The 24,208-nt window shown below is 67.1% G+C and carries 16 protein-coding genes; 9 read left to right on the top strand and 7 right to left on the bottom strand.

All coding sequences use genetic code 11. The features are described from left to right. Positions 1–21: 21 nt before the first annotated feature. The gene (locus ACZK13_RS17520; protein WP_061479578.1) at positions 22–672 is read left to right on the top strand and encodes a response regulator; all 651 of its coding nucleotides are present in this window, start codon (positions 22–24) and stop codon (positions 670–672) included. A 638-nt stretch (positions 673–1,310) separates the two neighbouring features. Here the strand turns inward: ACZK13_RS17520 and ACZK13_RS17515 are convergent. Both ACZK13_RS17515 and ACZK13_RS17510 read right to left on the bottom strand, forming a co-directional pair. After that, the gene (locus ACZK13_RS17515) at positions 1,311–3,953 is read right to left on the bottom strand and encodes a hybrid sensor histidine kinase/response regulator (protein ID WP_478482004.1); all 2,643 of its coding nucleotides are present in this window, start codon (positions 3,951–3,953) and stop codon (positions 1,311–1,313) included. A 66-nt stretch (positions 3,954–4,019) separates the two neighbouring features. Continuing rightward, entirely contained in the window at positions 4,020–5,189 is a 1,170-nt protein-coding gene (locus ACZK13_RS17510; RefSeq protein WP_065724721.1) for an OprO/OprP family phosphate-selective porin, read from the bottom strand. 332 nt (positions 5,190–5,521) lie between these two features. On the opposite strand from ACZK13_RS17510, the gene ACZK13_RS17505 reads away from it, so the two are divergent. Then, entirely contained in the window at positions 5,522–6,865 is a 1,344-nt protein-coding gene (locus ACZK13_RS17505; RefSeq protein ID WP_478482001.1) for a dicarboxylate/amino acid:cation symporter, read from the top strand. Between the two features lie 230 nt (positions 6,866–7,095). After that, positions 7,096–9,387, top strand: coding sequence for an NADP-dependent malic enzyme (locus ACZK13_RS17500; protein ID WP_032129106.1), 2,292 nt, complete (start codon positions 7,096–7,098; stop codon positions 9,385–9,387). 663 nt (positions 9,388–10,050) lie between these two features. Here ACZK13_RS17500 and ACZK13_RS17495 read toward each other — a convergent pair. The 3 genes from ACZK13_RS17495 to ACZK13_RS17485 form a co-directional block, all read right to left on the bottom strand. Next, entirely contained in the window at positions 10,051–10,866 is an 816-nt protein-coding gene (locus ACZK13_RS17495) for a hypothetical protein (protein ID WP_253143929.1), read from the bottom strand. Positions 10,867–11,072: 206 nt separating this feature from the next. Then, on the bottom strand, positions 11,073–11,807 hold the full coding sequence (locus tag ACZK13_RS17490; protein WP_049421780.1) for a basic secretory protein-like protein: 735 nt from the start codon (positions 11,805–11,807) through the stop codon (positions 11,073–11,075). Then, positions 11,804–15,148 carry a GH92 family glycosyl hydrolase gene (locus ACZK13_RS17485; RefSeq protein ID WP_478482000.1) on the bottom strand — a complete coding sequence of 1,115 codons (3,345 nt, stop codon included), beginning with the start codon at positions 15,146–15,148 and terminating at the stop codon, positions 11,804–11,806. The genes ACZK13_RS17490 and ACZK13_RS17485 overlap by 4 nt, the downstream gene beginning before the upstream one ends. Before the next feature lie 421 nt (positions 15,149–15,569). Here ACZK13_RS17485 and ACZK13_RS17480 point away from each other — a divergent pair, with 421 nt between their 5' ends. From ACZK13_RS17480 to ACZK13_RS17465, 4 genes are all read left to right on the top strand, one after another. Continuing rightward, on the top strand, positions 15,570–15,767 hold the full coding sequence (locus ACZK13_RS17480; protein ID WP_005410967.1) for a zinc-finger domain-containing protein: 198 nt from the start codon (positions 15,570–15,572) through the stop codon (positions 15,765–15,767). A 15-nt stretch (positions 15,768–15,782) separates the two neighbouring features. Further along, complete coding sequence (locus tag ACZK13_RS17475; protein ID WP_279912275.1) at positions 15,783–16,898, top strand: glycosyltransferase; 1,116 nt, start codon at positions 15,783–15,785, stop codon at positions 16,896–16,898. After that, positions 16,879–18,210, top strand: coding sequence for an O-antigen ligase family protein (locus ACZK13_RS17470; protein ID WP_253143935.1), 1,332 nt, complete (start codon positions 16,879–16,881; stop codon positions 18,208–18,210). The genes ACZK13_RS17475 and ACZK13_RS17470 overlap by 20 nt, the downstream gene beginning before the upstream one ends. A gap of 203 nt (positions 18,211–18,413) precedes the next feature. Beyond that, entirely contained in the window at positions 18,414–18,863 is a 450-nt protein-coding gene (locus ACZK13_RS17465; protein WP_478481998.1) for an REP-associated tyrosine transposase, read from the top strand. A gap of 146 nt (positions 18,864–19,009) precedes the next feature. On the opposite strand, the gene ACZK13_RS17460 is transcribed toward ACZK13_RS17465, so the two are convergent. Continuing rightward, positions 19,010–19,927: an LpxL/LpxP family Kdo(2)-lipid IV(A) lauroyl/palmitoleoyl acyltransferase gene (locus ACZK13_RS17460; protein ID WP_049398382.1), complete on the bottom strand. Its 918-nt coding sequence runs from the start codon at positions 19,925–19,927 to the stop codon at positions 19,010–19,012. 60 nt (positions 19,928–19,987) lie between these two features. Between ACZK13_RS17460 and waaA the strand changes: the two genes are divergently transcribed. Together waaA and ACZK13_RS17450 are read left to right on the top strand one after the other, a co-directional pair. Beyond that, entirely contained in the window at positions 19,988–21,286 is a 1,299-nt protein-coding gene (gene waaA, locus ACZK13_RS17455; RefSeq protein ID WP_049398381.1) for a lipid IV(A) 3-deoxy-D-manno-octulosonic acid transferase, read from the top strand. A 229-nt stretch (positions 21,287–21,515) separates the two neighbouring features. After that, positions 21,516–22,733 (top strand): APC family permease, encoded by a 1,218-nt coding sequence (locus ACZK13_RS17450; RefSeq protein WP_253143937.1) that lies wholly within the window; start codon positions 21,516–21,518, stop codon positions 22,731–22,733. Between the two features lie 100 nt (positions 22,734–22,833). On the opposite strand, the gene ACZK13_RS17445 is transcribed toward ACZK13_RS17450, so the two are convergent. Then, positions 22,834–24,192, bottom strand: coding sequence for a TolC family outer membrane protein (locus ACZK13_RS17445; RefSeq protein WP_049460783.1), 1,359 nt, complete (start codon positions 24,190–24,192; stop codon positions 22,834–22,836). Between the last annotated feature and the right edge of the window lie 16 nt (positions 24,193–24,208).

Below are 24,208 nucleotides of genomic sequence, written 5' to 3'. Positions count from 1 at the left end.
GCCTGCCCGTACAATGGCGGCATGAGCGAATACACCATCCTGATCGCCGATGACCACCCGCTGCTGCGTTCGGCGGTGGTGCAGTCATTGCGGCAGAGCCTGCCGCTGGCGCAGGTGCGCGAGGTCGCCAGCGCCGAGGCATTGGCCGAAGCCCTCGACGCGCACCCGGACGTGGACCTGGTGCTGCTCGACCTGACCATGCCCGGCGCGCACGGCTTTTCCGCGCTGCTGCACGTGCGCGGCTCGCATCCGGACATCCCGGTGGTGATCCTCTCGTCCAACGATCACCCCCGTGTGATCCGCCGCGCGCAGCAGTTCGGTGCCGCCGGTTTCATCCCGAAGTCGGCTCCGGCCGAGACCATCGGCGAGGCGGTGCAGACTGTGCTCGATGGTGGCCTGTGGTTCCCGGCGATGGCCGCCGAGCGCTCGGAGGCCGATGCGCTGCTGGCCAGCCGCCTGGCCCAGCTGACCCCGCAGCAGTTCCGCGTGTTGCTGTGCCTGGCCGATGGCCTGCTCAACAAGCAGATCGCCTATACGCTGGGATTGGCCGAGAACACGGTGAAGGTGCATGTCACCGCGATCCTGAAGAAACTCGAGTGCCATAGCCGCACGCAGGCGGCGGTGCTGGTGAAGGCGCTGGAGCCCGAGGGCGACGCCGGCATCGGGTTGTAGTTTCCAGCCAACGGCGCAGCCCCTCGTGGGTGGACACGTAGAGCAGTTCATGGGTGAGGCCGGGCAGGTGGACTGCGCAGGGGCCGCTGCAAGTACGTCCATGTAAGCTCGGTCGCCGCTTGCTCGTGTGCGCTGTCCTGCGCACACGGCAAGACCCGGGTTGGGCGTCCTGCCCAACCCGCCCGAGGCATGCCTCGGGCCCATGCGGCTCACGCCCCTGCGCAGTCCACCTGCCCGGCCACGGACAGGTTCCGTGCGCATCCATCCACGGAAGAGAAAAGAACATCAAAAGCAAAGGCAGCCTGGCAGGCCGCCTTTTGTAGAGCCGAGCCCACGCTCGGCTGCTTTGCGGTCAGTCCGCGATGCCGAGCATGGGCTCGGCTCTACACGAGCAAGCGCAGCGCGCGACCGGCTTTTGTTCTTCTTTTTCTTCTCCGTGGGTGGCAGGCCACCGAAATCTGTCAGAGGCCGGTCGGGTTGGGTTCGCGGGGGTGTCAGCCGCATGGATGCGGCTGCCAAGCCTCCAGGGATGGATTCACGGCGTCCCCCGCGCACCCAACCCTACCGGCCCACCCACGGCTTCTGCTTTCCACGACCAACCAGGCACCACCCACGAGGGGCTGCGCCGTTGGCTGGAATCACCCGCGATGCCGGATCAACAACTGACTCATCAGCGCCCGCAGCGCCGGCGGTTTCACCGGCTTGGCCATCATTCCCCAGCCACGCTCGGCAGCCATCTCACGCAATCCCGCATCGCGCTCGGCAGTGACCAGCACCACCGGCGGGCGGGCCTGCCACAGCTCTGCCAATGTCTCGTACAGCACCGGGCCGTGGTGGTCACCCATGCGCACATCCAGCAGCACCAGCTCCGGCACGGTTGCCGTCGTGGCCAACTGCAGCGCTGCCTGCGGGCCATCGGCCAGCAGCACCTCGCAGCCCCACCGCTCCAGCAGCGCGCGGCTGGCCGCGCACACGTGCGGATCGTCATCGATTACCCACACACGGCGCCCTCGCAGCGGGTTGTCCGCCGCCGGTTCCTGCGCCAGCACCGGCGCGGGCGCGGTGGCGGGAATCGCGCTGGCGTCGCCGAACGGCACGCCCACAGCGAACACGCTGCCCTGGCCCAGCTGCGAGCGCAGTCGGATCGGGTGTCCGAGCAGGCGGCCGATGCGGTCGACGATGGCCAGGCCAAGCCCGGCACCGCGCTGCTGGCCGTCGTGCAGGCGGCGGAATTCCTCGAAGATCTCGCCCTGCAACGCATCGGGGATGCCGGGGCCCTGGTCGTGCACTTCGATCCACAGCAGGCCTTCGCGGCGACGGCAGCCGAGCAGCACACGGCCGCGTTCGCTGTAGCGCAGTGCGTTGGACAGGAAATTCTGCAGGATGCGGCGCAGCAGCGCTTCATCGCTGACCACCACGGCATCGGTATCGACCCAGTCCACCACCAGGCCACGTGACTGCGCGGCGATGCCGAATTCGCGCGCCAGCGTCTGCAGCAGCGGCCCGAGCCGGAACGCCTGCACACGGGTCGGCAGGCTGCCCGATTCCAACCGCGCGATATCCAGCAGGCTGTTGAGGATCGCATCCTGCGCGGCCAATGCAGCGTCGATGTGATCGCTGGTCTGCTGTTGCGCCGGGTCGCTCAGCTTGCCGCGCAGCACCGAGACGAACATGCGTGCTGCGTTGAGCGGTTGCAGCAGGTCGTGCACGGCCGAGGCGACGAAGCGGGTCTTGTAGCGATTGGCCTGCTCGGCTTCGCGACGTGCTTCGTCCAGGTCGTGGGTACGTTCGGCGATGCGGTGTTCCAGTGCATCGGCCAGCGAGCGCAGTTCGCGTGCAGCATTCTTGTAGCTGGTGATGTCGGCGTAGCTGGTGACGAAACCGCCGTCGGGCAGCGGGTTGCCGCGGATCTCCAGCACCGTACCGTCGTCCTTCTCACTTTCGCGCATGTGCGGACGGCCGCTGCGCAGGTGGTTGAGGCGACGCTCGATGGCCTCGTCGACCGGGCCGGGACCGAGCAGGCCACGGCGTGCGTTGAAGCGGAACAGTTCCTCGATGGGCCGCCCCACGCGCACCAGGTCCAGCGGGAAACGGAACAGTTCCAGGTAGCGCGAATTCCATGCGACCAGACGCAGGTCCCGGTCGATCACCACCACGCCCTGCGGCAGGTGTTCAAGGCTGCGGCTGAGGCCGCTGTCGGCATCGGTGGCGGCCTGCAGCAGGCCATCCTGTGCGGTGCGCAGTTCCTGTGCATGCTGCTTGAGCAGGGTTTCCAGCTCGCGGCGGCTGCGCAGGCGATGCTTGGCCAGGCGCCGGCGCTGCTGTATGAACAGCACCAGGAAGCCCAGCGCCAGCCATGCGGCACCTCCGGTAAGCGCGGCCGCACGGCCGGCGGCGGTGGCGGCACTGGCGTCGTGCAGCAGGTGCAGGTTCCAGTCTTCGGCCGGCAGCTCAAGGCTCTGCCACAGCATCGGCTGCGGCAATGCCGGGTCCAGCAGGCGCACCATGCGGCCGCCATCGGCCAGTACATCCTCGGTACGTGCGCGCAGTGGCTGCAGGGTGCGATCGGCGTACTGGCGGGCGTCCAGCATCTCGCGGCGCTCATCGGCACCCAGCGGGCGCAGCAGGCGGTAGCGCCAGGCATCGCGGTTGGCCAGGAAGACCACGTCGTGGTCGTCACTGGCCAGCACCACGTCCGGGCTGCTCAGCCATTCCTGTTCCAGTGCGGACAGCTCGACCTTGATCACCACCACGCCCAGTCGCTTGCCGTCTTCCTCGATGGCCTGCGACAGGTAGTAGCCGGGCACGCCGGTGGTCATGCCGATCCCGTAGAAGCGGCCACGGCCCTGGGCCAGCGCCTGGCGGTAATAGGGGCGGTAGCTGTAGTTCTCGCCGACGTTGGTGGTCGGCTGGTCCCAGTTGCTCGCCGCCACGGCCACGCCATCGTGACCGACCAGAGTCAGGGTCGAAGCGCGGGTGACTTCATTGGCACGTTGCAGCTTGAGGTTCAGCCGCTGCCGTTCGGTGGGCGAGGGCGGCACGCGTAGTGCGTGCAGAAGATCCGGATCAAGCGCCAGCACCTGCGGCAACGTACCGAATCGGTCGATACGCTGCTGCAGGCCCTGGCCGTACAGTTGAAGCTGGCGTTGCACCTGGCTGCTTTCCTCGCCGAGGGCGCGTCGCCAGGCGTAGTGGCCGGCGGCGACGGCGCACAGCACGGTGCCGCCGACCATGACCAGCAGGGTGAGCAACAGCATCCGGTGGCGGCTGAGCCAGTACATGGCGGCAGTCTACGCAGGGCCGGCGGGCGTGACGTGCACGCCCGCCGGGGTCTGACGTGGAAGGGGTCAGAAGTGCATCTGCGCGCGCAGTTCGAAGATCTCCGGCGTGCTGTGCACGCCACGACGGCTGGCGTCGACCTTCACGTAGTTGGCCTGGAACTTGAAATGGCTGGTCAGGTACCAGTTCGCGCCCAGGGTCAGGTCGTGCTGGCGACCGCCGAGGATGCTGCCGTCGTCGAGGTCGAGGCGGCTGTAGCGGGCCACCAGTTCCACTGCGCCGTAGTCGTGGGCCGGCTTGATGTTGGCCACCGCACCGGCGTTGTACGGGCGCGATTCGCCGGTCAACACCCAGCTGGCCATCGCGTACTGGCCGCTGCCGGTGTAGTCGGGCTTGCCGTCATTGCGGGTGACCGTGGCGCGCAGGGCTTCGGCCTGCAGCGAGAACGGGCCGCGGATCCAGATGCCTTCCAGGCCGGTGCGGCGGATCTGGTCGGCGGTGACCAGCGCGCCGGAATCGACGAAGCGGATATCGGTCAGGCCGGCTTCCGGGCGGGCACGCAGGCGTGCGCTGGCTTCGTGGTGGACGTCGCGTCCATCGCTGTAGCCGCGCGGATTTTCCTGCGAATAGGCCAGGCCCAGGTGGATCACGTCACCGGGTGCCTTCACCGGGGTCCACACCGCACGCACCGCCTGGGTGGTGCCGGGGTTGTCACCCTGCAGGTCCTTGCCGCCATAGGCGCCGGCCTGCAGCAGGTACTGCGGGCGTTCCAGCACCCATTCCACGCCGGTACGACGACCTGCGTAGAAGGCCTGCACGGGCAGTGCGGTTTCCAGGAAGCTGCCGGCGCGCGAAGAGGTATTCGCATCCAGGCCGACCGGGGTCTTCATGTAGCCGAAGCGGAAGCGGCCGATGTCGCGGCCGAAGAAGGCCTTGCTCTCGAAGCGCACGAATACGTCCAGCCAGGTGTCGGCCTGGAAGTCGTAGTAGACCATCGCGTCGTAGACGCCCTTCTTCTTCAGCGTTGCACCGAACTCCTTGCGGCGCACGGCATCGTCGTCCTCAAGGCCGCTGCCCGAGGAGAAATCGTTGTAGTCGTAGGCGATGTTGGCGGTAGCGGCCAGCTCGGTGCCGTCGCCGAAGGCGTACTTGGTCGGCCAGTTGTCGAAATCGGCAGCCGAAGCGAAGGCGGGAAGGGCGGCCAGCGACAAGGCCAGCAAGGTGGGAATCGGGCGCATGTTGTGTGCGGCTCTCTCAGATTGCGTGTGGACAGGACAACAACGGCCGCAAGGGCCGGAACTTTCGCAATGACGCGCCCGGCCGTTCAGCTCGGGCCACCGGCCTCCCCGTGATCGGGCGGTGCGGCGCCAGTGTAGGCACCGCTGCCACCTGAACCGGGGGGCTAGTACCAATAGGTTATCTGCGCCGGCGTGCCCGGCGCGTACAAAGGCGTCCATTGGTCGCACCCCCTGCGCGTGCAGCACAGGGCCTGCGAACAGTTTCCACGGTAACGGTTCCCGTGCAGTGCTGGGGCCGTACGTGCCTGAAAACGCCCCTTCCGGAGTCCGCCATGCACATCCCGACCGCAGCCCCGGCGCCTGCAAAGCCGTTGCCGATCTATCGCCAGCTGTACTTCCAGGTGATCGTGGCGATCGTCCTGGGCGCCATCCTCGGCCACTACGAACCGCTGGTTGGCGAGAAGATGAAGCCGCTCGGCGACGCCTTCATCAACCTGGTGAAGATGATCATCGCGCCGGTGATCTTCCTGACCATCGTCACCGGCATCGCCAGCATGACCCACCTGCGCACGGTGGGCCGCGTATTCGCCAAGGCGATGGCGTACTTCCTGTTCTTCTCCACGCTGGCGCTGATCGTCGGCATGATCGTGGCGCATGTGGTGCAGCCCGGCGCCGGCATGAACATCAACCCGGCCGAGCTGGACCAGACCGCGGTGCACAGCTACGTCGAGAAGTCGCACGACCTGACCCTGGTCGGCTTCCTGATGGACATCATTCCGAAGACGCTGGTGAGCGCCTTCGTCGATGGCAACATCCTGCAGGTGCTGTTCATCGCGGTGCTGTTCGGCATCGCCCTGGCATCGGTGGGCGAGAAGGGCAAGCCGATCCTGAACTTCCTGGAGGCGCTGGTCGCCCCGGTGTTCAAGCTGGTGCACATCCTGATGAAGGCCGCCCCGATCGGCGCCTTCGGTGCGATTGCCTTCACCATCGGCAAGTACGGCGTCGGTTCGCTGGTCAACCTGGCCTGGCTGGTCGGCTCGTTCTACCTCACCGCATTCCTGTTCGTAGCGGTGATCCTGGGCGTGGTCTGCCGCCTGTGCGGGTTCTCGGTGTTCAAGCTGGCGCGCTACCTGAAGGCCGAACTGCTGCTGGTGCTGGGCACGTCCTCGTCGGAGTCGGCGCTGCCGTCGCTGATGGAGAAGATGGAACGCGCCGGCTGCAGCAAGTCAGTGGTGGGCCTGGTGGTCCCGACCGGCTACTCGTTCAACCTGGACGGCACCAACATCTACATGACCCTGGCCGCGCTGTTCATCGCCCAGGCCACCAACACCGAATTGACCCTGGGCCATCAGATTGCCCTGCTGCTGGTCGCCATGCTCAGCTCCAAGGGCGCGGCCGGCGTCACCGGCGCCGGCTTCATCACCCTGGCCGCCACCCTGGCCGTGGTGCCGGAGGTGCCGGTGGCCGGCATGGCGCTGATCCTGGGCGTGGACCGCTTCATGAGCGAATGCCGCTCGCTGACCAACTTCATCGGCAATGCCGTGGCCACCGTGGTGGTCTCGCGCTGGGAGGGGGCGCTGGACCGCAACCGCCTGAAGCTGGCGCTGGATGGCCGCGAAAGCGAACTGCCGCCGCTGATCGATGCCGTGCCCGAGGCGCTGCCGGCCAGGGGCTGATCCAGGTGTGTGGTACCGCGGGGCCGATCACGACAGTGGTACGGCCCCGCGGCGTTTCAAGGCGACCCATGGCTGTCATGCGGAGCGCCGAAGCTGGTCTCGCGGTACCGTCGCATACGGCACGGAATTGTGCGGTCGCAGCATGCCTGCGACAGGATAGCGACAGGTCCAGACGCTCCAACGGGGGTATCATCCCCTGTCCCTTCTGCCCATTCATGTAACCCACATCGATGTCCAACGAAGATTTCAAACAGGCCGCCCTCGATTACCACCGGATGTCCCCGCCGGGAAAGATCAAGGTTTCCGCTACCAAGCCCATGCTGACCCAGCGCGACCTGTCGCTGGCGTATTCGCCGGGCGTGGCGTACGCCTGTGAAGCGATCAAGGCCGACCCGCAGCAGGCCAGCGAGCTGACCGCCCGCGGCAACCTGGTGGCGGTGATCTCCAATGGCACCGCGGTGCTGGGCCTGGGCAACATCGGCGCGCTGGCCGGCAAGCCGGTGATGGAAGGCAAGGGTGTGCTGTTCCAGAAGTTCGCCGGCATCGATGTGTTCGACATCGAAGTGGATGAAACCGACCCGGACAAGCTGGTCGACATCATCGCCTCGCTGGAGCCGACCTTCGGCGGCATCAACCTGGAAGACATCAAGGCGCCGGAATGCTTCGTGGTCGAGCGCAAGCTGCGCGAGCGCATGAAGATCCCGGTGTTCCATGACGACCAGCACGGCACGGCGATCATCGTCGGCGCAGCGGTGCTCAACGCCATGGCGATCACCGGCAAGAAGATCGAGGAAGTGAAGCTGGCGACCACGGGCATGGGCGCGGCCGGCATTTCCTGCGTGAACATGCTGGTGCAGCTGGGCCTGAAGCCGGAGAACATCCTGGCTTTCGACCGCGAGGGCGTGATCCACACGGGCCGTACCGACCTGGACCCGGAAAAGCAGCGCTATGCGCGCGACACCGACAAGCGCACCCTGGCCGAGATCGTCGACGGCGCGGACATCTTCCTGGGCCTGTCGGCGCCGGGCATCCTGACTGCCGACATGGTCAAGACCATGGCGCCGGATCCGGTGATCTTCGCGCTGGCCAACCCGACTCCGGAAATCATGCCGGAGCTGGCGCGCGCCGCCCGTCCGGACGCGATCATCGGCACCGGCCGTTCGGACTACCCGAACCAGGTCAACAACGTGCTGTGCTTCCCGTACCTGTTCCGTGGTGCGCTGGACGTGGGCGCGACCGCGATCAACGAGGAAATGAAGATCGCCTGCGTGCGCGCCATCGCGGCGCTGGCGCGTCGTGCGGCCACCGACATGGGTTCGGCCTATGGCGGCGAGACCCCGAGCTTCGGTCGTGAATACCTGATCCCGCGCCCGTTCGACCGCCGCCTGCTGGTGGAGCTGTCGGCCGCCGTGGCCCAGGCCGCGATGGACTCGGGCGTGGCCTCGCGCCCGATCGACGACATGGGCGCTTACCGCGACAAGCTGGCCCAGTTCGTCTACCGCACCAGCCTGATGATGAAGCCGGTCTACGACCGCGCGCGCAGCGACAAGCAGCGCGTTGTGTATGCCGAGGGCGAAGAGGAAGTGGTGCTGCAGGCGGTGCAGAACGTGGTCGATGACGGCTTGGCGCACCCGATCCTGATCGGCCGCCCGGAAGTGATCGAGTCGCGCATCGAGCGCCTCGGCCTGCGCCTGAAGATCGGCGAGAACGTTGAAGTCACCAACATCAACGACGACCCGCGCTTCAACGAGTACTGGCAGTACTACCACGGCCTGACCGGCCGTCGTGGCGTGACCGTGGCCGCGGCGAAGAACCTGATGCGTTCGCGCCCGACCCTGATCGCTGCAGTGATGGTGGCCCGTGGCGAAGCCGATGCGATGCTGACCGGCATCGTCGGCCGTTTCCACAAGAAGCTGGGCTACGTGCGCAGCGTGCTGCCGCTGGAGCCGAAGGTCACCTCGACCTCGGCGATGACCGGCGTGATCAACCAGCAGGGCGTGTTCTTCTTCGTCGATACCCACGTGCAGGAAGACCCGACCGCCGAGCAGCTGTGCGAAGCGACCCTGCAGGCGGCCTACCGCATGAAGCTGTTCGGCATCGAGCCGAAGGTGGCGCTGCTGTCGCACTCCAACTTCGGCAGCCACGATTCCAAGGACGCGCTGAAGATGCGCCAGGTGCGCGAGCTGCTGCTCAAGCGCAACCCGCGTCTGAACGTGGACGGCGAAATGCAGGGCGACACCGCATGGGATGAGGCGCTGCGCCAGAAGCTGCTGCCGGGCTCGACCCTGCAGGGCCGTGCCAACCTGTTCGTGCTGCCGAACCTGGAAGCGGCCAACATCGCCTACAACCTGGTGCGTGTGTTCACCGACGGCGTGGCGATCGGCCCGATCCTGATGGGCGTGAACAAGCCGGTGCATATCCTGACCACCAGCGCGACCTCGCGCAGGATCCTGAACATGACCGCCATTGCGGCGGTGGATGCGCAGATCCGCAAGCAGCTGGAAGCGGAAAAGAAGGCGTAAGCCTTCTTTCCAGCGTCAGCTCAGAAGCGCGCCCCCCGGGCGCGTTTCTGTTTCCGCAAAGCGGAAACGGGTAGTGCCGGCCGCTGGCCAGCAACCGCAATCATGTCCACCACCACCGCAGCCGGCCAGCGGCCGGCTCTACCGCCCGCCGGCCTGTGCCACACGCGCTACGCCGCCCGGTCATGTCCCTGCAACGCCGTTGCGGCCCAATACGCCCACGCGGCCCGGCCGTGGGAAGGGACCGGACCGGCCTTCCCACCCTGGGCCCGACCAACTTTTCATGGGCGAGGGTGTCATGCGCAATCGAGTGACGCGGCGGTACTTTCAGCAGCTGTTCGCGCTCTACGCCGGCTTCGTGCGGTCGCGCTGAGGCAGTGATGTGGTAGCGCCTGGCCATGCCCGGCGAGCGCGCAGCGTGGCGAATCAGGCATTTCGCCGGGTGTGGCCTGGCGCTACTGAGCGAACGTGGCAACCAAGGTGTGCCGCAGTGGTAGCTATTGAGCTACCGAAATATCTCCGATGGTCACCCTTCCTCCGCCACCATATCCCCGGCTACATTGCAGGCCTTGCCGCAGTAGAATGTCCCAACCGACGCTGCGATTGCTGCGCCTCCCAGGCACGCGACCACGGTCATCAGCCAGCGATTGCGTTTCGACTTTCCTTTCATTTCATTTCTCCTTTTCTTCGATTCGATATCTCGATATGCCATCGGTTCGATTCCCGTTGCTGGTCCGGTGAGAGTTGGCTCCAGAGCCGCTCGGCATAGCGAAGCCCCTTGCCGCCACTGGCCTGGCTGAATGCGCGCGCATAGGCGTGTGCGCGTGCTGCATCGCGAGGCACATGCAGGCCATCCTCAAAGGTGGCCGCAAGAAGCATCAGGGCATTGCTGTCACCCGAGTCCGCGGCTTCGTTGAGGAATCTCACTGTCGCTTCCTTGAATCGCTTGACGAGCTCTTCATCGAACATGGAGTGCTCATCGTCGAACTGATGAGACGCCAGTCCCGAGAACATCAATTTCGCAGTGGAGTCGCCGTCTGACGCCGCGTAGTAGGCGAGGTCATAGATGGAGTGTTCTGATTCAAGAGCGGAGCAGTCTGAGTCACCCAGAACGTTTTCCCGGAACTCACGCTGCTGGTCGGGAGTCAGTCCCGTCGGAATGTCTGTTTCCGCCAAGCTTGCGGCGTTTGTGCAACGCGCTATGTCCTGCGCCAGCAGAAGGGCCTGCTGGGGCGACAACGTTCGGCGAATTGCAATCAACTGAGTCCCGGCGGCGGCAACGCTTGCGGCCTGCGTCGTCTCGATCGCAGCATCTTTTCCGTTGATACGAACCCGTACGGTCTGCTGCTCTTGGGTGGCAACAGCGAGAACGCTCGGCGTGTTGCTTCTCGTCCAGATCGCGGTCGTGATCAGTGCAATGGCTGCTCCTGTCACCAGCACAACGACCGCTTTGCGCCTACCGACCTTGGTTCTGATTTTCATGCAAGCAAGGTTAGCGACCCTCGCTCAGTCACGATGTCGGTTGCTGCCGCGTGCTGTTGTGAACAGGCGCCTATCCGACTTGTCGGATTACTCCGCGTGAGATCGTAATGAGATCCCGTTGGGCAGGTCATGCCGGGCCATGCCAGGCGGGCGCGCAGCGCGGCGAAACAGGCGTTTCGCCGGGCAAGCCACGGTGCTACCTGCGGTCAGCGCTTGCCGCGCCGTGCCGGCGCCGGTGCATCCGAACGCGGCTTGGCGTACTGCGCCCACAGCGCCGGCAGTGCCTTGCCGGTGTGCTTCTGCCACAGCGCCGGTGCATAGCGGCCGTCGCGCAGGGCCTTGTCCAGTGCCAGCACCAGGCCGGGATGTTCCGCCTCCGCCCACTTCAGGAACGCACCGGTCACCCGGTAGCCGCTGTCGACGTTCTGCCCCTTCTCGACCTTCACCGGCAATGCCCAGCCAGCGGCGGCGTTGTCCATGCCGTAGCGGTCGCGCGCGTAGTCGGCGATGCCTTCCACCAGCCAGCCCGGTACCCGTGCATCGCCGTAGCCGGGATACCCCTGCACGATGTGCATCGCCTCGTGGGTGACCAGGTCGATGTCGTTCGGATGCTGCGCCAGCCAACCCGGATTGATGGTGATCGTCGCTGCCTGGTCCTTGTCGCCGACGAAGGCGATGCCGGTGTAGGCCGGATCGATCACGATGCGCACCATTGACGGCGCAGCGGGATGGAAGTCCGCACGTTCGCGCAGGTACGCGAAGAAGAACGTATCGATCACCCGCTTGCGCTGCGGTGCGGCCAGGGCGCCACGGGCGTCCTGGTAGTTCAGCGTCACGCCGTCGCGGGTCAGCTGCGTATCGAACGCCTGGGTCTGGCCGAAGCTTGAGAAGGACAGGGCAACAAGGGCCAGAGGCAGTAGACGGAAGCGCATGCAGCTCATTGTACGGTGCCGGCCGCCAGCAGTTCGATCTCCGCCAGCGGCAGCCGTGCCGGTGCCGCCAGGCGCAGGCGGTACTCGCTGTAACGACCGGGTTTGGCGATGCGGAACGGACGGGTCTGGCGGGCGGATTCGAAGTCTTCGCCGCTGCGCTGGTCGAGCACGGCCCAGCTGCCGCCACCGTTGCGCGCCTCCAGCGTCCACTCACCGCCCTGGATGCGGCCGTCACCGCTGGTCAGCGTGTACATCGTCGGGGTGCCCTCGGCCAGGCCGGTCAGCGCGATGGTTGCACCGGCGCCCAGACCCACCGTGGTGCCGGCATCGTCATCGACCAGCGCGGGCAGGGCACGGCCATCGGCCAGCGTCGCCTTCGCGCCGCTGCCGAGCAGGTCGTGCAGCAGCTGCGGGTGCTGGCCGCGCGCGGTCAACGAGCGCGGCACATCGTCCACGCCGCTGCCCCAGCGCGAGGGGCGGGGTCCCATCACGAAGTCGAGGGTCGCGCCCTTGGCGATCAGGTCGTGCGGCACCCAGGTCTTCGTCCACGGCGTACCGTTGATCTTCAGCGACTGCACGTAGACGTTCTCACGCGAGTTGTTGGCCGCGTTCACGGTCAGCACCGCGCCACCCTGCAGCTCCACCCGTGCATGCTCGAATGCCGGCGAGCCGATCACGTACTCCGGGGCGCCCATGCGCAGCGGGTACAGGCCCAGCGAGGCCAGTACGTACCATGCCGAGGTTTCACCGTTGTCCTCATCGCCCGGGTAGCCCTGGCCGATCTCGCTGCCGACGTACAACCGCGACAGGATCTCGCGCACGTGCTGCTGGGTCTTCCACGGCTGCCCGGCGTACAGGTACATCCACGGGATGTGGTGCGCCGGCTGGTTGCTGTGCGCATACATGCCCATGCGCACGTCGCGCGCTTCGGTCATCTCGTGGATGGTGCCGCCGTAGGAACCGGCCAGTGCCGGGTCCGCGGTTTCCGGCGTGGCGAAGAAGGTATCCAGCTTCGCCGCCAGCTTTTCGCGGCCGCCATACAACGCGGCCAGGCCTTCGCCGTCATGGGCGGCGGTGAAGGCGAAGGTCCAGCCATTGGATTCGGTGTAGTCGTGGCCCCACACGCGCGGATCGTAGGCCTTTGCGTCCACGCGCCAGCGACCATCGGCCTTGCGGCCCTGGAAGAAGCCTGCCGCCGGATCGAACATCGTCGCGTAACTGGCGGCGCGATGGCGGAAGTAGTCGGCCTCGGTGCTGTAGCGCTCGCGTGCGGCGGGCGCGGTCGCGCGCTTGGCCAGGGCATCGGCCATGTTGGCGATGCCAAAGTCATTGAGTGCGCCTTCCATCGTCCACGACATGCCTTCGTGCACGTCGGCACTGGCATAGCCGCGGAAGGTCGAACGGTTCATGCCCTTGCGGCCGACATGGCGGTCCGGCGGCACCACGGTCGCGTTCTTCAGCGCGGCGGCATAGGCCTCGGCCGGATCGAAACCGCCGACGCCCTTCAGCCATGCATCGGCGAAGGCCACATCGGAGCTGGTGCCGACCATCAGATCGGCGTAGCCCGGCGACGACCAGCGTGCGATCCAGCCGCCGGCGCGGTACTGCTCGATGAAGCCCTGCACCAGCTGCCCGGCATCGTCGGGCGTGAGCAGCGCATAGGCCGGCCAGGTGGTGCGGAAGGTGTCCCAGAAGCCGTTGTTGACGAACACCTTGCCGTCGCGCACGGCGGCATAGCTGCGGGTCGCGCTGCCCTCGGTGTTGTCATCGCTGGCGCTGGCCTGGTTGGCGTAGCGCCACTCCGGTTCGGCGGCGCTGCCCACGTTCTCATGGCCGGAATTGGGGTACAGGAACAGCCGGTACAGGCTGGAATACAGCGTGGTCTTCTGGTCGTCGCTGGCATCGCCGATGTCGAAACGGGCCAGGCGCGCATCCCATGCATCCTGCGCACGGCCGGCCACGCTTTCCAGCGTATCGGCTGCGGAGATTTCCAGGGCCAGGTTGTGCCGTGCCTGCTCCACCGAGATCAGCGAGGTGGCGATGCGCATGGTCACCCGCCGGTCGCTGCCGGCATCGAACTTGATGTAACCGGTCGGTCGGCCGGTGTTGAGGCGCCCACTGCTGCGCCACGGCCTGTCGAAGCTGGCCACCACGTACATGCGACTGGCGCCGTTGGACAGGCCGCTGCGCGTATCGGTGTAGCCGGACAGTGTCTGCGTGGCAGCGTCCAGGGTCAGGCCACCGCGTGCATCGACATTGTCGAACAGCAGGTTGGCGTCGCCGCCCTCGGGGAACTCGAAGCGGAACAGCGCGGCATGATCGGTCGGCGCGATGGCGGCCGCGATGCCGTTGTCGAAGCGCACGTCGTAGCGATACGGGCGCGCGCTTTCATGGCTGCGCTCGAATGACAGCGCGCGCTTGCGACGGTCGGCCTCCGGCACGCCACGGCTGGCCGAGGGCATCACCTGGAAGGTCTGGCGGTCGCCCATCCACGGGCTGGGCTGATGGCTCAGCGCAAGCGCCTGCAGCTGCGGGCGGTTCTGTGCGTCGTTCTGTTCGTTCCAGCGGTACAGCCAGTTCAGTGCGCCGGCATCGGTCACCGGGGTCCAGAAGTTGAATCCGTGCGGTACCGCGGTGGCCGGGAAATTGTTGCCGCGCGAGAAGGTGCCGTTGGCCTGGGTGCCACGGGTGGTCAGCACCCAGTCGGAGACGCGCGCTGGCTGCTGACGTGGCACTGTGTCCAGGCGCACGTCATCGATCCAGCCCGAGACCGGTGCACCGTCGGCACTGGCCACGTCCAGTTCGATCGCCACCACGCGGCGGCCCTTCAGCGCGGGCACGTCGCCCAGCCGCACCGCCTTGCGCGCCCACTGCTGCGGATACAGCGTCTTCGAATCGCCCTGCGCGCGCGCACCGATGGCCACGCCATGCTGGTCGCGTGCAGCGCTGGCCGAAACGCGGCTGCCATCGTCCAGCAGCAGGTCCAGTGACACATAGGTCGAGGCCACGGTGTCCTTGCCGACGATCTCCGGCAGCACCAGCCATGACAGGGTGGTATCGGCCTCGATGGTCATGTCCGCCTTGAACAGCTCGCGTCGCGCGCTGCCGCCTTCGCTGCTGTAGCGCAGTGCATGCAGGCCGCTGTAGCCCGCATTGCGCTTGGCGGCGTAAGGCGCAGCAGGGCCGTTGCCGATCGTGACCTGCAGTGCGCCTGCGGCCGGTGCCGGAGCCGGCTGGCCCGGTTCGAACGAGGTCTGCAGTCCCTGTGCCAGCACCGGCATCGCGGTAGTCGCACAGGCCAGGGCCAGGGCGAGCGGAAGCAGGGCGCGGCGTGGATCGGACAGGGTCATGCAGGGGTCTCCCGGAAGGGCAGGCGGCGGGCAGAACCCGCATCGGCGGACACCACGGACAGCATCGCTCCGCCCGCCGGGATGGCAGTGGAAGAAGCGATACCGGTCCGGTGGGGGCGGGCCATGCGATCGGGTCGGATTGGAGTGGGCCGGTTTACGACCTGGCCCGATCCTGCAACAGCCGTGGCAACCTGACAAGTGCCATTTAGTTCGATCCAAATGCGGGAAATATCGTTGTCGGTGGATTTTCGGCGTGAACCTGCAGGATCGATCGGGAATTTCCGCCGGCACCCCGTCCCGAGGTGGCATGCAAGGCCGCAGGGAATCGGCCCGGTACGCGCAAAGACCCGTTGCGGCGCAATGTCGGGGCGGCCCAGATGCTAGAATCACAGGCCTCGCAACCCGTTCATCGACATCCGCCATGAGCCATACCGCCACTGCGCCCGCCAACGCCGAGAAGCGCTACACCGTGCACCGCAGCGATCTGCCGCTGAGCTGCCCGACCCCGGAAATGGCGCTGTGGAACTCGCATCCGCGCGTGTACCTGCCGATCGAAGACGAGCCCAACGGCGAAGCGCAGTGCCCGTACTGCGGTTCCGTGTTCGTGCTGGCCGACTAAGCGGCCGCCCCTTCGATGCGCCGATTGACCGTGGTGCAGTTGCTGCCGGCGCTGCACTCCGGCGGTGTCGAGCGCTCGACCCTGGAAATTGCTGCGGCCCTGGTCGCTGCCGGCCATCGTGCGCTGGTGGTCTCCGCCGGTGGCCGCCTGGTGCAGCCGCTGCTCGATAGCGGTGCCGAGCACCTCACCCTTGATATCGGCCGCAAATCGCTGCTGACCCTGCGCCACCTGCCGACCCTGCGCCGCCTGTTCGCTGAAGTTGGCGCCGACATCGTGCATGCCCGTTCGCGGCTGCCGGCCTGGCTGGGCCTGTACGCGATCCGCGCGATGCCTGCCGCACAGCGCCCGCATTGGGTGACCACCGTGCACGGGTTGAACTCGCCCAGCCGCTACAGCGCGGTGATGACCAGCGGTGAACGCGTGATCTGCGTGTCCAACACCGTGCGCGACTACGTGCAGCGGCACTACCCGTCGGTTCCCGAAGCGAGGCTGCAGGTGATTCCGCGCGGCGTCGATGTCGCACAGTTTCCCCGCGTGGCCCGCGCCGACCGTCGGCCACGACTGGCGCTGGCAGCCGATTATCCGTGGCTGGCGCAGGTTGAGGGCCCGCTGCTGCTGCTGCCGGGGCGTGGCACCCGGCTGAAGGGGCATGCTCATGCGCTGCAGTTGCTGGCGGATGTACGCGCGGCCGGTGTGCCGGCACAGCTGTGGATGCTGGGCACCGATGAACCCGGCCGTGAAGTCTACGTGGCCGACCTGCGCCGGCAGGCGGCTGCTTTGGGCGTGACCGACGCCGTGCAGATCAGCACGCCGACCGCGCGTATCGCCCAGGCCTATGCGGCCAGCGATCTGGTGCTGCAGCTTTCGGACAAGCCCGAAGCGTTCGGCCGCACCGTGGTCGAAGCGTTGTCGGTCGGTCGCCCGGTACTGGGCTGGGACCATGGCGGCGTCGGCGAACTGCTGCAGCAGCTGCAGCCGGCCGGCGCCGTGCCGCTGGGCGATGCACGGGCGCTGGGTGAACGTGCGCTGGCCCTGCTGGCGCAGCCGCCGTCCTTGCCGACCCGCATCCCGTTTACCCTGCAGGCCATGCAGCGCGACACCCTCCGCCTCTATGCCGACCTCGCCGGCTGACCCCGCAACCCTCGTGCGCGAGGACCGCGCCGGGCGCTGGGCGCCCTGGTGGGTGCTGGCGTACGTGGCGCTGTGGCCGTTGCCGGGCGTCGCCGAAACCGTGCTGGGTCTTGGCGCGCTGTATGCCGCGGTGCGCATGATCATGCGCCGCCTGCAGCGCCGCCCGCACCTGCTGACACCCGCCGCGTGGGCGCTGACCTCGATCCTGTTCCTCGGTTACTGGCTGCCGCAGGCGTTCTCCGCCTTCGATGCGATCGATCCGGCGGCGTCGTGGACCAAGGCGGCCGCCGGCCTGCGCTACCTGCCCTTCATGTGGCTGGTGGCGATCGCCGTGGCCACGCCGGAACGCCGGCGGCTGACCTTCGGTGGCCTCGCATTGATTACCGCTGCGTGGACGCTGGATGCACTGGTGCAGGCGGTTGTGGGTACCAGTCCGTGGTTCTGGTCACTTGAGCAACTGAAGTTTGCAGTAAGCGGTCACGCGTTGTGCCCGGCCAGCGAGGCAGCATGGGTCGATCGCCTCAGTGGCGCGCTGGGGCCGTGCAACCTGAAGTTCGGCCAGGTGCTGGCCAGCCTTTCACCGTTCCTGTTGCTGCCGCTGGCGCGCCGCTTCGGCAATCCAGGGTGGGTCCTGGCTGCGGCGGCGCTGGGCTGCGTGCTGCTGCTGGCCGGCTCGCGCGCGTCGTGGATCACCTTCGCGCTGGTGCTGGCCTACAGCGGCGTGCGCCAGTTCGGCTGGAAGCGGTTGGTGCTGCTGGGGCTGGTCGCTGTCCTCGGAGCGGGTGTGCTGACCGCCAGCGTGCCGCAGCTGCGTGAGCGCTTCGCACGTACGGCGATGGCCTGGGAGGGGAGCGAACGCGGTGTCGACGAGGCGTTGTCGGGGCGCGCGCGGATCTGGGACGCCGCGGCCTGCATGATTGAAGAGCACCCGATCAACGGGGTCGGCGCGCGCGGTTTCCGCGATGCCTATCCGGCCTGCGTGTCTGGCGACGAACCGGCGGTGTGGGGCGATGCCCCGGCGTTGCATGCCCATCAGATCGTGCTGGAGATCCTGGCGGAAACCGGTGTGATCGGCCTTCTGCTGTGGTTGGCTGCGGTGGCCCAGGCCTGGCGGGCCTGGCGATACGCACCGGCCGCCGCCCGTGAGCGTGCGCGCCCGGCGATGCTGGCGCTGGCGGTCACCGTGTTCCCGCTTAACACGCACCTGGCCTTCTATTCCGCGTTCTGGGGTGGCCTGACCGTGCTGTTGGCCGCGTTGTTCGCCGGCAGCCTGTTGGCCCGCGAAACGGATGACACGCCGACGGTGGTGTGATCGTCCATCCACGCATGGCGTGGCTCTACTCCACGTACTGAACAAACGTCCCCATGGTGGATCCACGCCATGGCGTGCATGGGGCGGTCACCGAACGAACGTCGCCGTAGTAGATCCACGCCATGCGTGGATGGGGCTTTACCGACGCAAACACGCGCCAACCTCCACTAGCCGTGCCTCCGTGTGTATCGCACGCTGAGGCCATGGCCAGCCCAAGACTCCGCTACGGTCGTTACTCCTGCACCGGTAACGTCTATTCATTGACTACGGTAACCCTCGATCGTGAATCCTTCTTTGCCGATGCTTCCAACGTAGCGATTCTGGTTGAAGCACTGCGCTTCGTAGAGCGCAAGGGCGTGAGCCACAGCTTCACCTGGGTGGTGATGCCCGACCATCTGCACTGGTTGATGGAATTGCGCGGGGGAACCCTGGCCGAGTGCATGGCCCTGCTCAAATCACGCAGCAGCCGGCTGCTGAATCGGCGATTGGAGCGGCGAGGGTCGCTGTGGCAGCACGGTTACCACGATCACGCCGTACGCAGCGATGAATCCCTTCACGAGAAGGCGATGTACATCCTGGCCAATCCGGTCCGTGCGGGCTTGGCGTGCGTGATGGGGGAGTACCCGTACGCCTGGTGCCGCTGGCCGTTGTGAATCCCGGCACGGAATCGAAGAGCATCCACGCATGGCGTGGATCTACTTCAGAATGCCCCACGTCATTGAATCCACGCCATACGCGGATGAAGCCGCACAAGGCAGTAGATCCACGCCATGCGTGGATGAAGCCATCCCTCCCACCGCTACTTGTAGAAATCGCTCCGGCCGCCGGGCTGGCGCTTGAACCGCCGATGGATCCACAGGTACTGGTCCGGGGCTTCGCGCACCATCTCTTCGATGGCCTGGTTGACCCGCGTGGTATCGGCTTCCACATCCTCGCTGGGGAAATTCTCCAGCGGTGCGCCGATCTTCAGGAAGTACTTCCCGCCCTCGCGGCGGTGGAAGTACGGAATCACCGCGCAGCCGGTCATCCGCGCCAGCTGGTGGGTGGCGGTAATGGTGGATGCGGTATGGCCGAAGAACGGCACGAACACGGTGTCCTTGCCACGCATGTCCTGATCCGGCGCATACCAGAGGAAGCCGCCCTTCTTCAGGTGGCGCACGGTCGCGCGGATGTCCTCGTTGGCGAACATCGCCTTGGCATAACGCAGGCGGCCGAACTTCACCGCCCATTCGTACACCGGGTTCTTGTGCTTGCGGTACATGCCTGAAAGATCGACGTAGTCGCACAGCAGGCGGCCGCACATCTCCAGGGTCATGAAGTGGCCGGACACCAGCAGCACGCCGCGGCCTTCGGCCTGCATCTGCCGCAGATGCTCGAGGCCTTCGATCTTCACCTGCGGGCGGATGCGGTCGATGCTGCCCCACCAGGCGCGGATGCACTCGAGCACGCCCACGCCCAGCGCGTCGAAGCTGTCGCGCACCAGGCGCTGGCGCCAGGCTTCGTCCTTCTCCGGGAAGCACAGCTGCAGGTTGACCTCGGCGGCGCGACGGCGGCTGCCGAGCAGGCGCCAGCTGATCCAGCCGACGCCCCGGCCGAGCGCACGCTGCAGCATCCACGGCAGGCGGGCGATGGCGAAGGCGCCGAGCATGGCGGCGAACATCGGCCAGTTGCGGGGATCGCGCAGCGACGGGCGGACGGCGGTGGTGGCATCTGACATGGCGCCATTCTACCAACCCGGCTGCGTGTCTTTCCCGGGGGGCTCCCGTATCCTTGCCGCATGCGTAAAGACCCTGTCGAATGGATCCTGCGCGGCCTGTACTCGGCCGTGCTCTACATCCTGCTGCCGATCACCGTGTACCACCTGGTCTGGCGCGGTTTCCGGGTCCGTGAATACTTCCGGCGCTGGGACGAGCGTTATGCCTCGTATCCGCAGCCGACCGGCCAGCCGCGGGTCTGGCTGCACGCGGTCTCGGTGGGCGAGGTCAATGCCGCCGCGCCGCTGGTGAATGCCCTGCGCCAGCAGCGTCCGGACATCCGCTGGGTCATCACCACCATCACCCCGACCGGTTCGGAGCGCGTGCGCGCGCTGTGGGGAGACGCGCTGGACCATGTCTATCTGCCGTACGACGTACCGGGCAGTGTCAACCGCTTCCTCGGCCATTTCCAGCCCAGCCTGGCACTGATCCTGGAAACCGAGCTGTGGCCGAACATGCTGTTCGGCTGCCGCGACCGTCGCATCCCGGTCTACATCCTCAACGCCCGCCTGTCCGCGCGTTCGCTGCGCGGTTACCGGGTGCTGGCGGCGCTGATCCGCCGTGCGCTGCGCACGGTCACCTGCGTGGCCGCGCAGTCGCAGGACGACGCCGAGCGCTTCGTGCAGCTGGGTGCTGCGCGTGAACAGGTGCAGGCGCTGGGCAACCTCAAGTTCGATATCGCCACGCCGGATGTGCAGGGCTTCGTCGAGCAGTTCCACGCCTGCGTGCCCGCCGGGCGCCCGGTGTGGATCGCGGCCAGTACCCACGATGGTGAGGAGCAGGCGGTGATCGACCTGCATCGGCGCCTGCGCCAGCAGCACCCCGACCTGTTGTTGCTGTGGGCGCCGCGGCACCCCGAGCGCTTCCCGAAGGTGGAGGCGCTGGCGCGCGAGCAGGGCTGGAACGTGACGACCCGTCGCGCGAAGCAATGGCCGGAGGCCGGCACGGATGTATTCGTCATCGACACCCTGGGTGAGCTGATGCCGTTCTATGCCTGCGCGCAGGTCGCTTTCGTCGGCGGCAGCCTGCAGCCGATTGGTGGCCACAATCTGCTGGAACCGGCGGCGATGGGCACTGCCGCTGTGACCGGTCCGCACCTGCACAACTTCGCCGAGATCTCACGGCGCATGCGTGAGGCCGGTGCCTTGCTGATCGGCGAGGACGTGCAGGCGGTAGGTGACCTGCTGCAGCACCTGCTGGGCGACGCAGCGGCGCGCGAGGACATGGCCCGTGCTGGATGCACGCTGGTCAGCAATGGCCGCGGTGCCCTGCAGCGCACGTTGGCGCTGGTCGCGCCACATCTGCCGCCGCCGCGCAGCTGAGCCGGGCAGCAACACCGCCAGGGCGGACATTACGTGGACCGACTGACGTGATCGACTGCATCAATTCTGCTTAGCAACCGGATTCCTGTCGCAGCAGGACCGGATGCGTGGCTGCGAACGTGTTTGTGGTCACATCGCGATGCGCACGGTACGGATTCTGATACCGCCCTTTGGCGCAGGCTGCCAGCCTGCTGTCGACCGCGCATGGGCGGAATCAAGAGGGCTTGCGATGGACAGCGACAACCGCCGTGGCCGGCACGCGCTGCTGGGAATGGATCACTTCGCGTTGGTGGCGTTGACCCTGTTGCTGGGGGGCAGCGTGATCGCCCTGGTCGGCCAGTACACCGCCGCCCAGGCCGGCCCGGCCATCGTACTGAGTCTGCTGCTGGCCGCACTGGGCACAGCGCCGATGCTGTATTGCCTGCACGTGCTGAACCAGCAGCAGCCGGAAGCCGATGGCCTGTACGGCCCGCTGCGGGCCGCTTGGGGCCCGGCAGTCGCGCGCCTGCTGGGTGCTGTGCTGCTGCTGGAGCTGGTGGTGACCAGCGCCGGCGTGGCGCAGTCCATGGCGGGCCACGCGCGTGCGGTGTTTGCCAGTCGCGGTATTGAAACCGGCAGCGCATTGCCGGATCCGGTGATGGCCGTCACCAGCCTGCTGGTGCTGGGTGCGTTCGTGTTGCTGCCTCCGCGTCGCATCGCGCTGATGGTCTGCGTGCTGTTGACGGCAAAGATCGGTGTAGGGCTGTTGCTGCTGGCGCTGGCGGTCCGCCATGTGCACTACGCGAACTGGATTCCGTGGCTGCCGGACGCCACCGCGCCCTATCGGTTCGGACCTGGCGGTGTGCTGGCGGCAAGCGTGCCCTTGCTGGCGGTGTTTGCCAGTGTGGGTCTGGCATTGGGGTTTCCTGGGCGTGGCCCGCAGGTGCGTGCGCAGTCACCAGGGCTGCTGGCGGCCGCGCTGCTGCTGGCAATGCTGCTGCTGATCGTGCTGGCGGCGTTGCAGGCCGGCCTGGTCGAGTTCCCGGCATTGGCCAGTACGCGGCCGTTGTCGGTGGCATTGCAGGGCCATCCGCAGTTGCAGTGGCTGCTGCCGTTGCTGCCGCTGGCGGGCATGGCCGGGTTGGCAGCACTGCTGCTGGTGCTGTTGTCGTTGGCCACACATCTGGCAGCGCAGCTCTGGCCTGTGGCCGCGGATGAAGCGCCCGGGTTCCGGACGCGGCTGATACCGGTCACCGTGGTGCTGGCGGCGCTGCTGGCGTTGGGAACACCCGTCGATGCATTGCCGGTGCTGCCGGGCCCGGCCACCCTGCTGGTGATGGCGGCTTTGTGCCTGGCAGCACTGCGTGTGCGCGCGCCTATGCCGGGGGCTGCGATGGTGCTTGCGCCCCTGGCCGCGGCGCTGTGCGTGCTGGCCGCAGTGGAGCGGGCAGGCGCGTGGCCGGGCTGACGGCCGGCGGATCTGCGCCATGCCTGGGTGGGGCCGTACGCGCTGCCCACAAAAAAGCCACCCTCCCGGGTGGCTTCTTCGTTGCCGGCAGGGCGACGACTCAGTGCGTGGTCGTCGACGGGTTGCCCGCGTCCTGGGTCAGCAGGCGGTTCACGTCCTGCAGCTCGGCCACGTCCAGCGCACCCAGCGACTGGCTCAGCAGCAAGCGGTTCTGCAGGAAGGTGTAGCGGGCCTGTGCATAATCCAGCTGCGCCGAGAACAGGATGCGCTGGTTCTGGATCACGTCCAGCACGGTACGGGTACCGACTTCCAGGCCGACCTGCGACGCGTCATACGCGCTCTGCGCCGAGACCACCGCCAGGCGGCGGGCTTCCACTTCGCTGATGCCCTGCACCAGAGTCTGGTAGGCATTGCGGGTGTTGCGGTCCAGGGCACGCTTCTGCTGCTCGTAGCCATCCTGGGCGATGTCACGCTGGGCCAGTGCCTGGCGCACGCCGGACTGGGTGGCGCCACCGGCGAAGATCGGCACGCTCAGGGTCAGCCCGATGCTGTTGGTGCGTGCATCCGGCGACAACGAGCCGGCACCGGTGCTGTCACCCCAGGTTGCGCTCTTGCCCCAGCTGCCGCCCAGCGACAGGGTCGGGTAATGGCCGCCACGAGCGGCCTGCACGCCAGCCTCGGCGGCGCTGACCTTCAGTTCCTGGGCCTTCAGCGCCGGATTCTGGTTGGTGGCCTGGTGCACCAGCTCATCGATGTTGCCACGGTTGGCCGGCACTTCCGGGCGGAAGTCCGCCGGCAGGCCGCGCAGGTTGACCACCGGCTGGCCGGTCAGTTCGGTCAGGGCCTGGTAGTTATCGGCCAGGGTGTTCTGCGCAACGATGGTGTTGGCACGCGCCTGGTCGTACTGGGCGCGTGCTTCGTGCACGTCGGTGATCGGCGCCAGGCCCACTTCCAGGCGCTTGTCGGCGAAGTCGAACTGCTTCTTCGCGGCCGCTTCATTGGTCTGTGCGGCGTTCAGCGATTCGATCGCCACCAGCACGTTGAAGTAGGCCGCCGAGGTGCGCACGATCAGGCTGTCGTTGGCCGAATCGAGGGTGAAGTCCGCCGCCTTGCTCAGCTCGCGCTGCGAACGCAGGTTGTTGATCTGGGTCCAGTTGAACAGCGTCTGGCTCCCTTCGATCGTGTAGTTGCGGCGCTTGCTGGTCACGGTGCCGGAGTTGGCGTCATGGTCCGCCTCGCTGCGCGAGCGGTTCAGCGTGGCCTGGCCGTTGATCTGCGGCAGCAGGGCAGCGCGGGCCTGCACGGCGCCTTCCTTGTCGTACAGCCGGGTGGATTCGGCGGCGGACAGCTGCGGATCGCCATTGCGCGCCATTTCGTAGACCTGCAGCAGGTCGGCGGCATGGGCGGACAACGGCAGCAGGGCAGTGGCCAGCGCAACAGCGAGGGATCGGCGGATCATTGCGGCTTCCTTGGAC

Source organism: Stenotrophomonas sp. 99219_Sma, from assembly GCF_056480785.1.
This window is presented reverse-complemented; position numbering and strand designations above follow the sequence as displayed.

Coding starts and splice junctions, on each gene's coding strand:
- ACZK13_RS17520 (WP_061479578.1), top strand. CDS start 22: ATGAGCGAATACACCATCCTGATCGCCGATGACCACCCGCTGCTGCGT.
- ACZK13_RS17515 (WP_478482004.1), bottom strand. CDS start 3,953: ATGTACTGGCTCAGCCGCCACCGGATGCTGTTGCTCACCCTGCTGGTC.
- ACZK13_RS17510 (WP_065724721.1), bottom strand. CDS start 5,189: ATGCGCCCGATTCCCACCTTGCTGGCCTTGTCGCTGGCCGCCCTTCCC.
- ACZK13_RS17505 (WP_478482001.1), top strand. CDS start 5,522: ATGCACATCCCGACCGCAGCCCCGGCGCCTGCAAAGCCGTTGCCGATC.
- ACZK13_RS17500 (WP_032129106.1), top strand. CDS start 7,096: ATGTCCAACGAAGATTTCAAACAGGCCGCCCTCGATTACCACCGGATG.
- ACZK13_RS17495 (WP_253143929.1), bottom strand. CDS start 10,866: ATGAAAATCAGAACCAAGGTCGGTAGGCGCAAAGCGGTCGTTGTGCTG.
- ACZK13_RS17490 (WP_049421780.1), bottom strand. CDS start 11,807: ATGAGCTGCATGCGCTTCCGTCTACTGCCTCTGGCCCTTGTTGCCCTG.
- ACZK13_RS17485 (WP_478482000.1), bottom strand. CDS start 15,148: ATGACCCTGTCCGATCCACGCCGCGCCCTGCTTCCGCTCGCCCTGGCC.
- ACZK13_RS17480 (WP_005410967.1), top strand. CDS start 15,570: ATGAGCCATACCGCCACTGCGCCCGCCAACGCCGAGAAGCGCTACACC.
- ACZK13_RS17475 (WP_279912275.1), top strand. CDS start 15,783: ATGCGCCGATTGACCGTGGTGCAGTTGCTGCCGGCGCTGCACTCCGGC.
- ACZK13_RS17470 (WP_253143935.1), top strand. CDS start 16,879: ATGCCGACCTCGCCGGCTGACCCCGCAACCCTCGTGCGCGAGGACCGC.
- ACZK13_RS17465 (WP_478481998.1), top strand. CDS start 18,414: ATGGCCAGCCCAAGACTCCGCTACGGTCGTTACTCCTGCACCGGTAAC.
- ACZK13_RS17460 (WP_049398382.1), bottom strand. CDS start 19,927: ATGTCAGATGCCACCACCGCCGTCCGCCCGTCGCTGCGCGATCCCCGC.
- waaA (WP_049398381.1), top strand. CDS start 19,988: ATGCGTAAAGACCCTGTCGAATGGATCCTGCGCGGCCTGTACTCGGCC.
- ACZK13_RS17450 (WP_253143937.1), top strand. CDS start 21,516: ATGGACAGCGACAACCGCCGTGGCCGGCACGCGCTGCTGGGAATGGAT.
- ACZK13_RS17445 (WP_049460783.1), bottom strand. CDS start 24,192: ATGATCCGCCGATCCCTCGCTGTTGCGCTGGCCACTGCCCTGCTGCCG.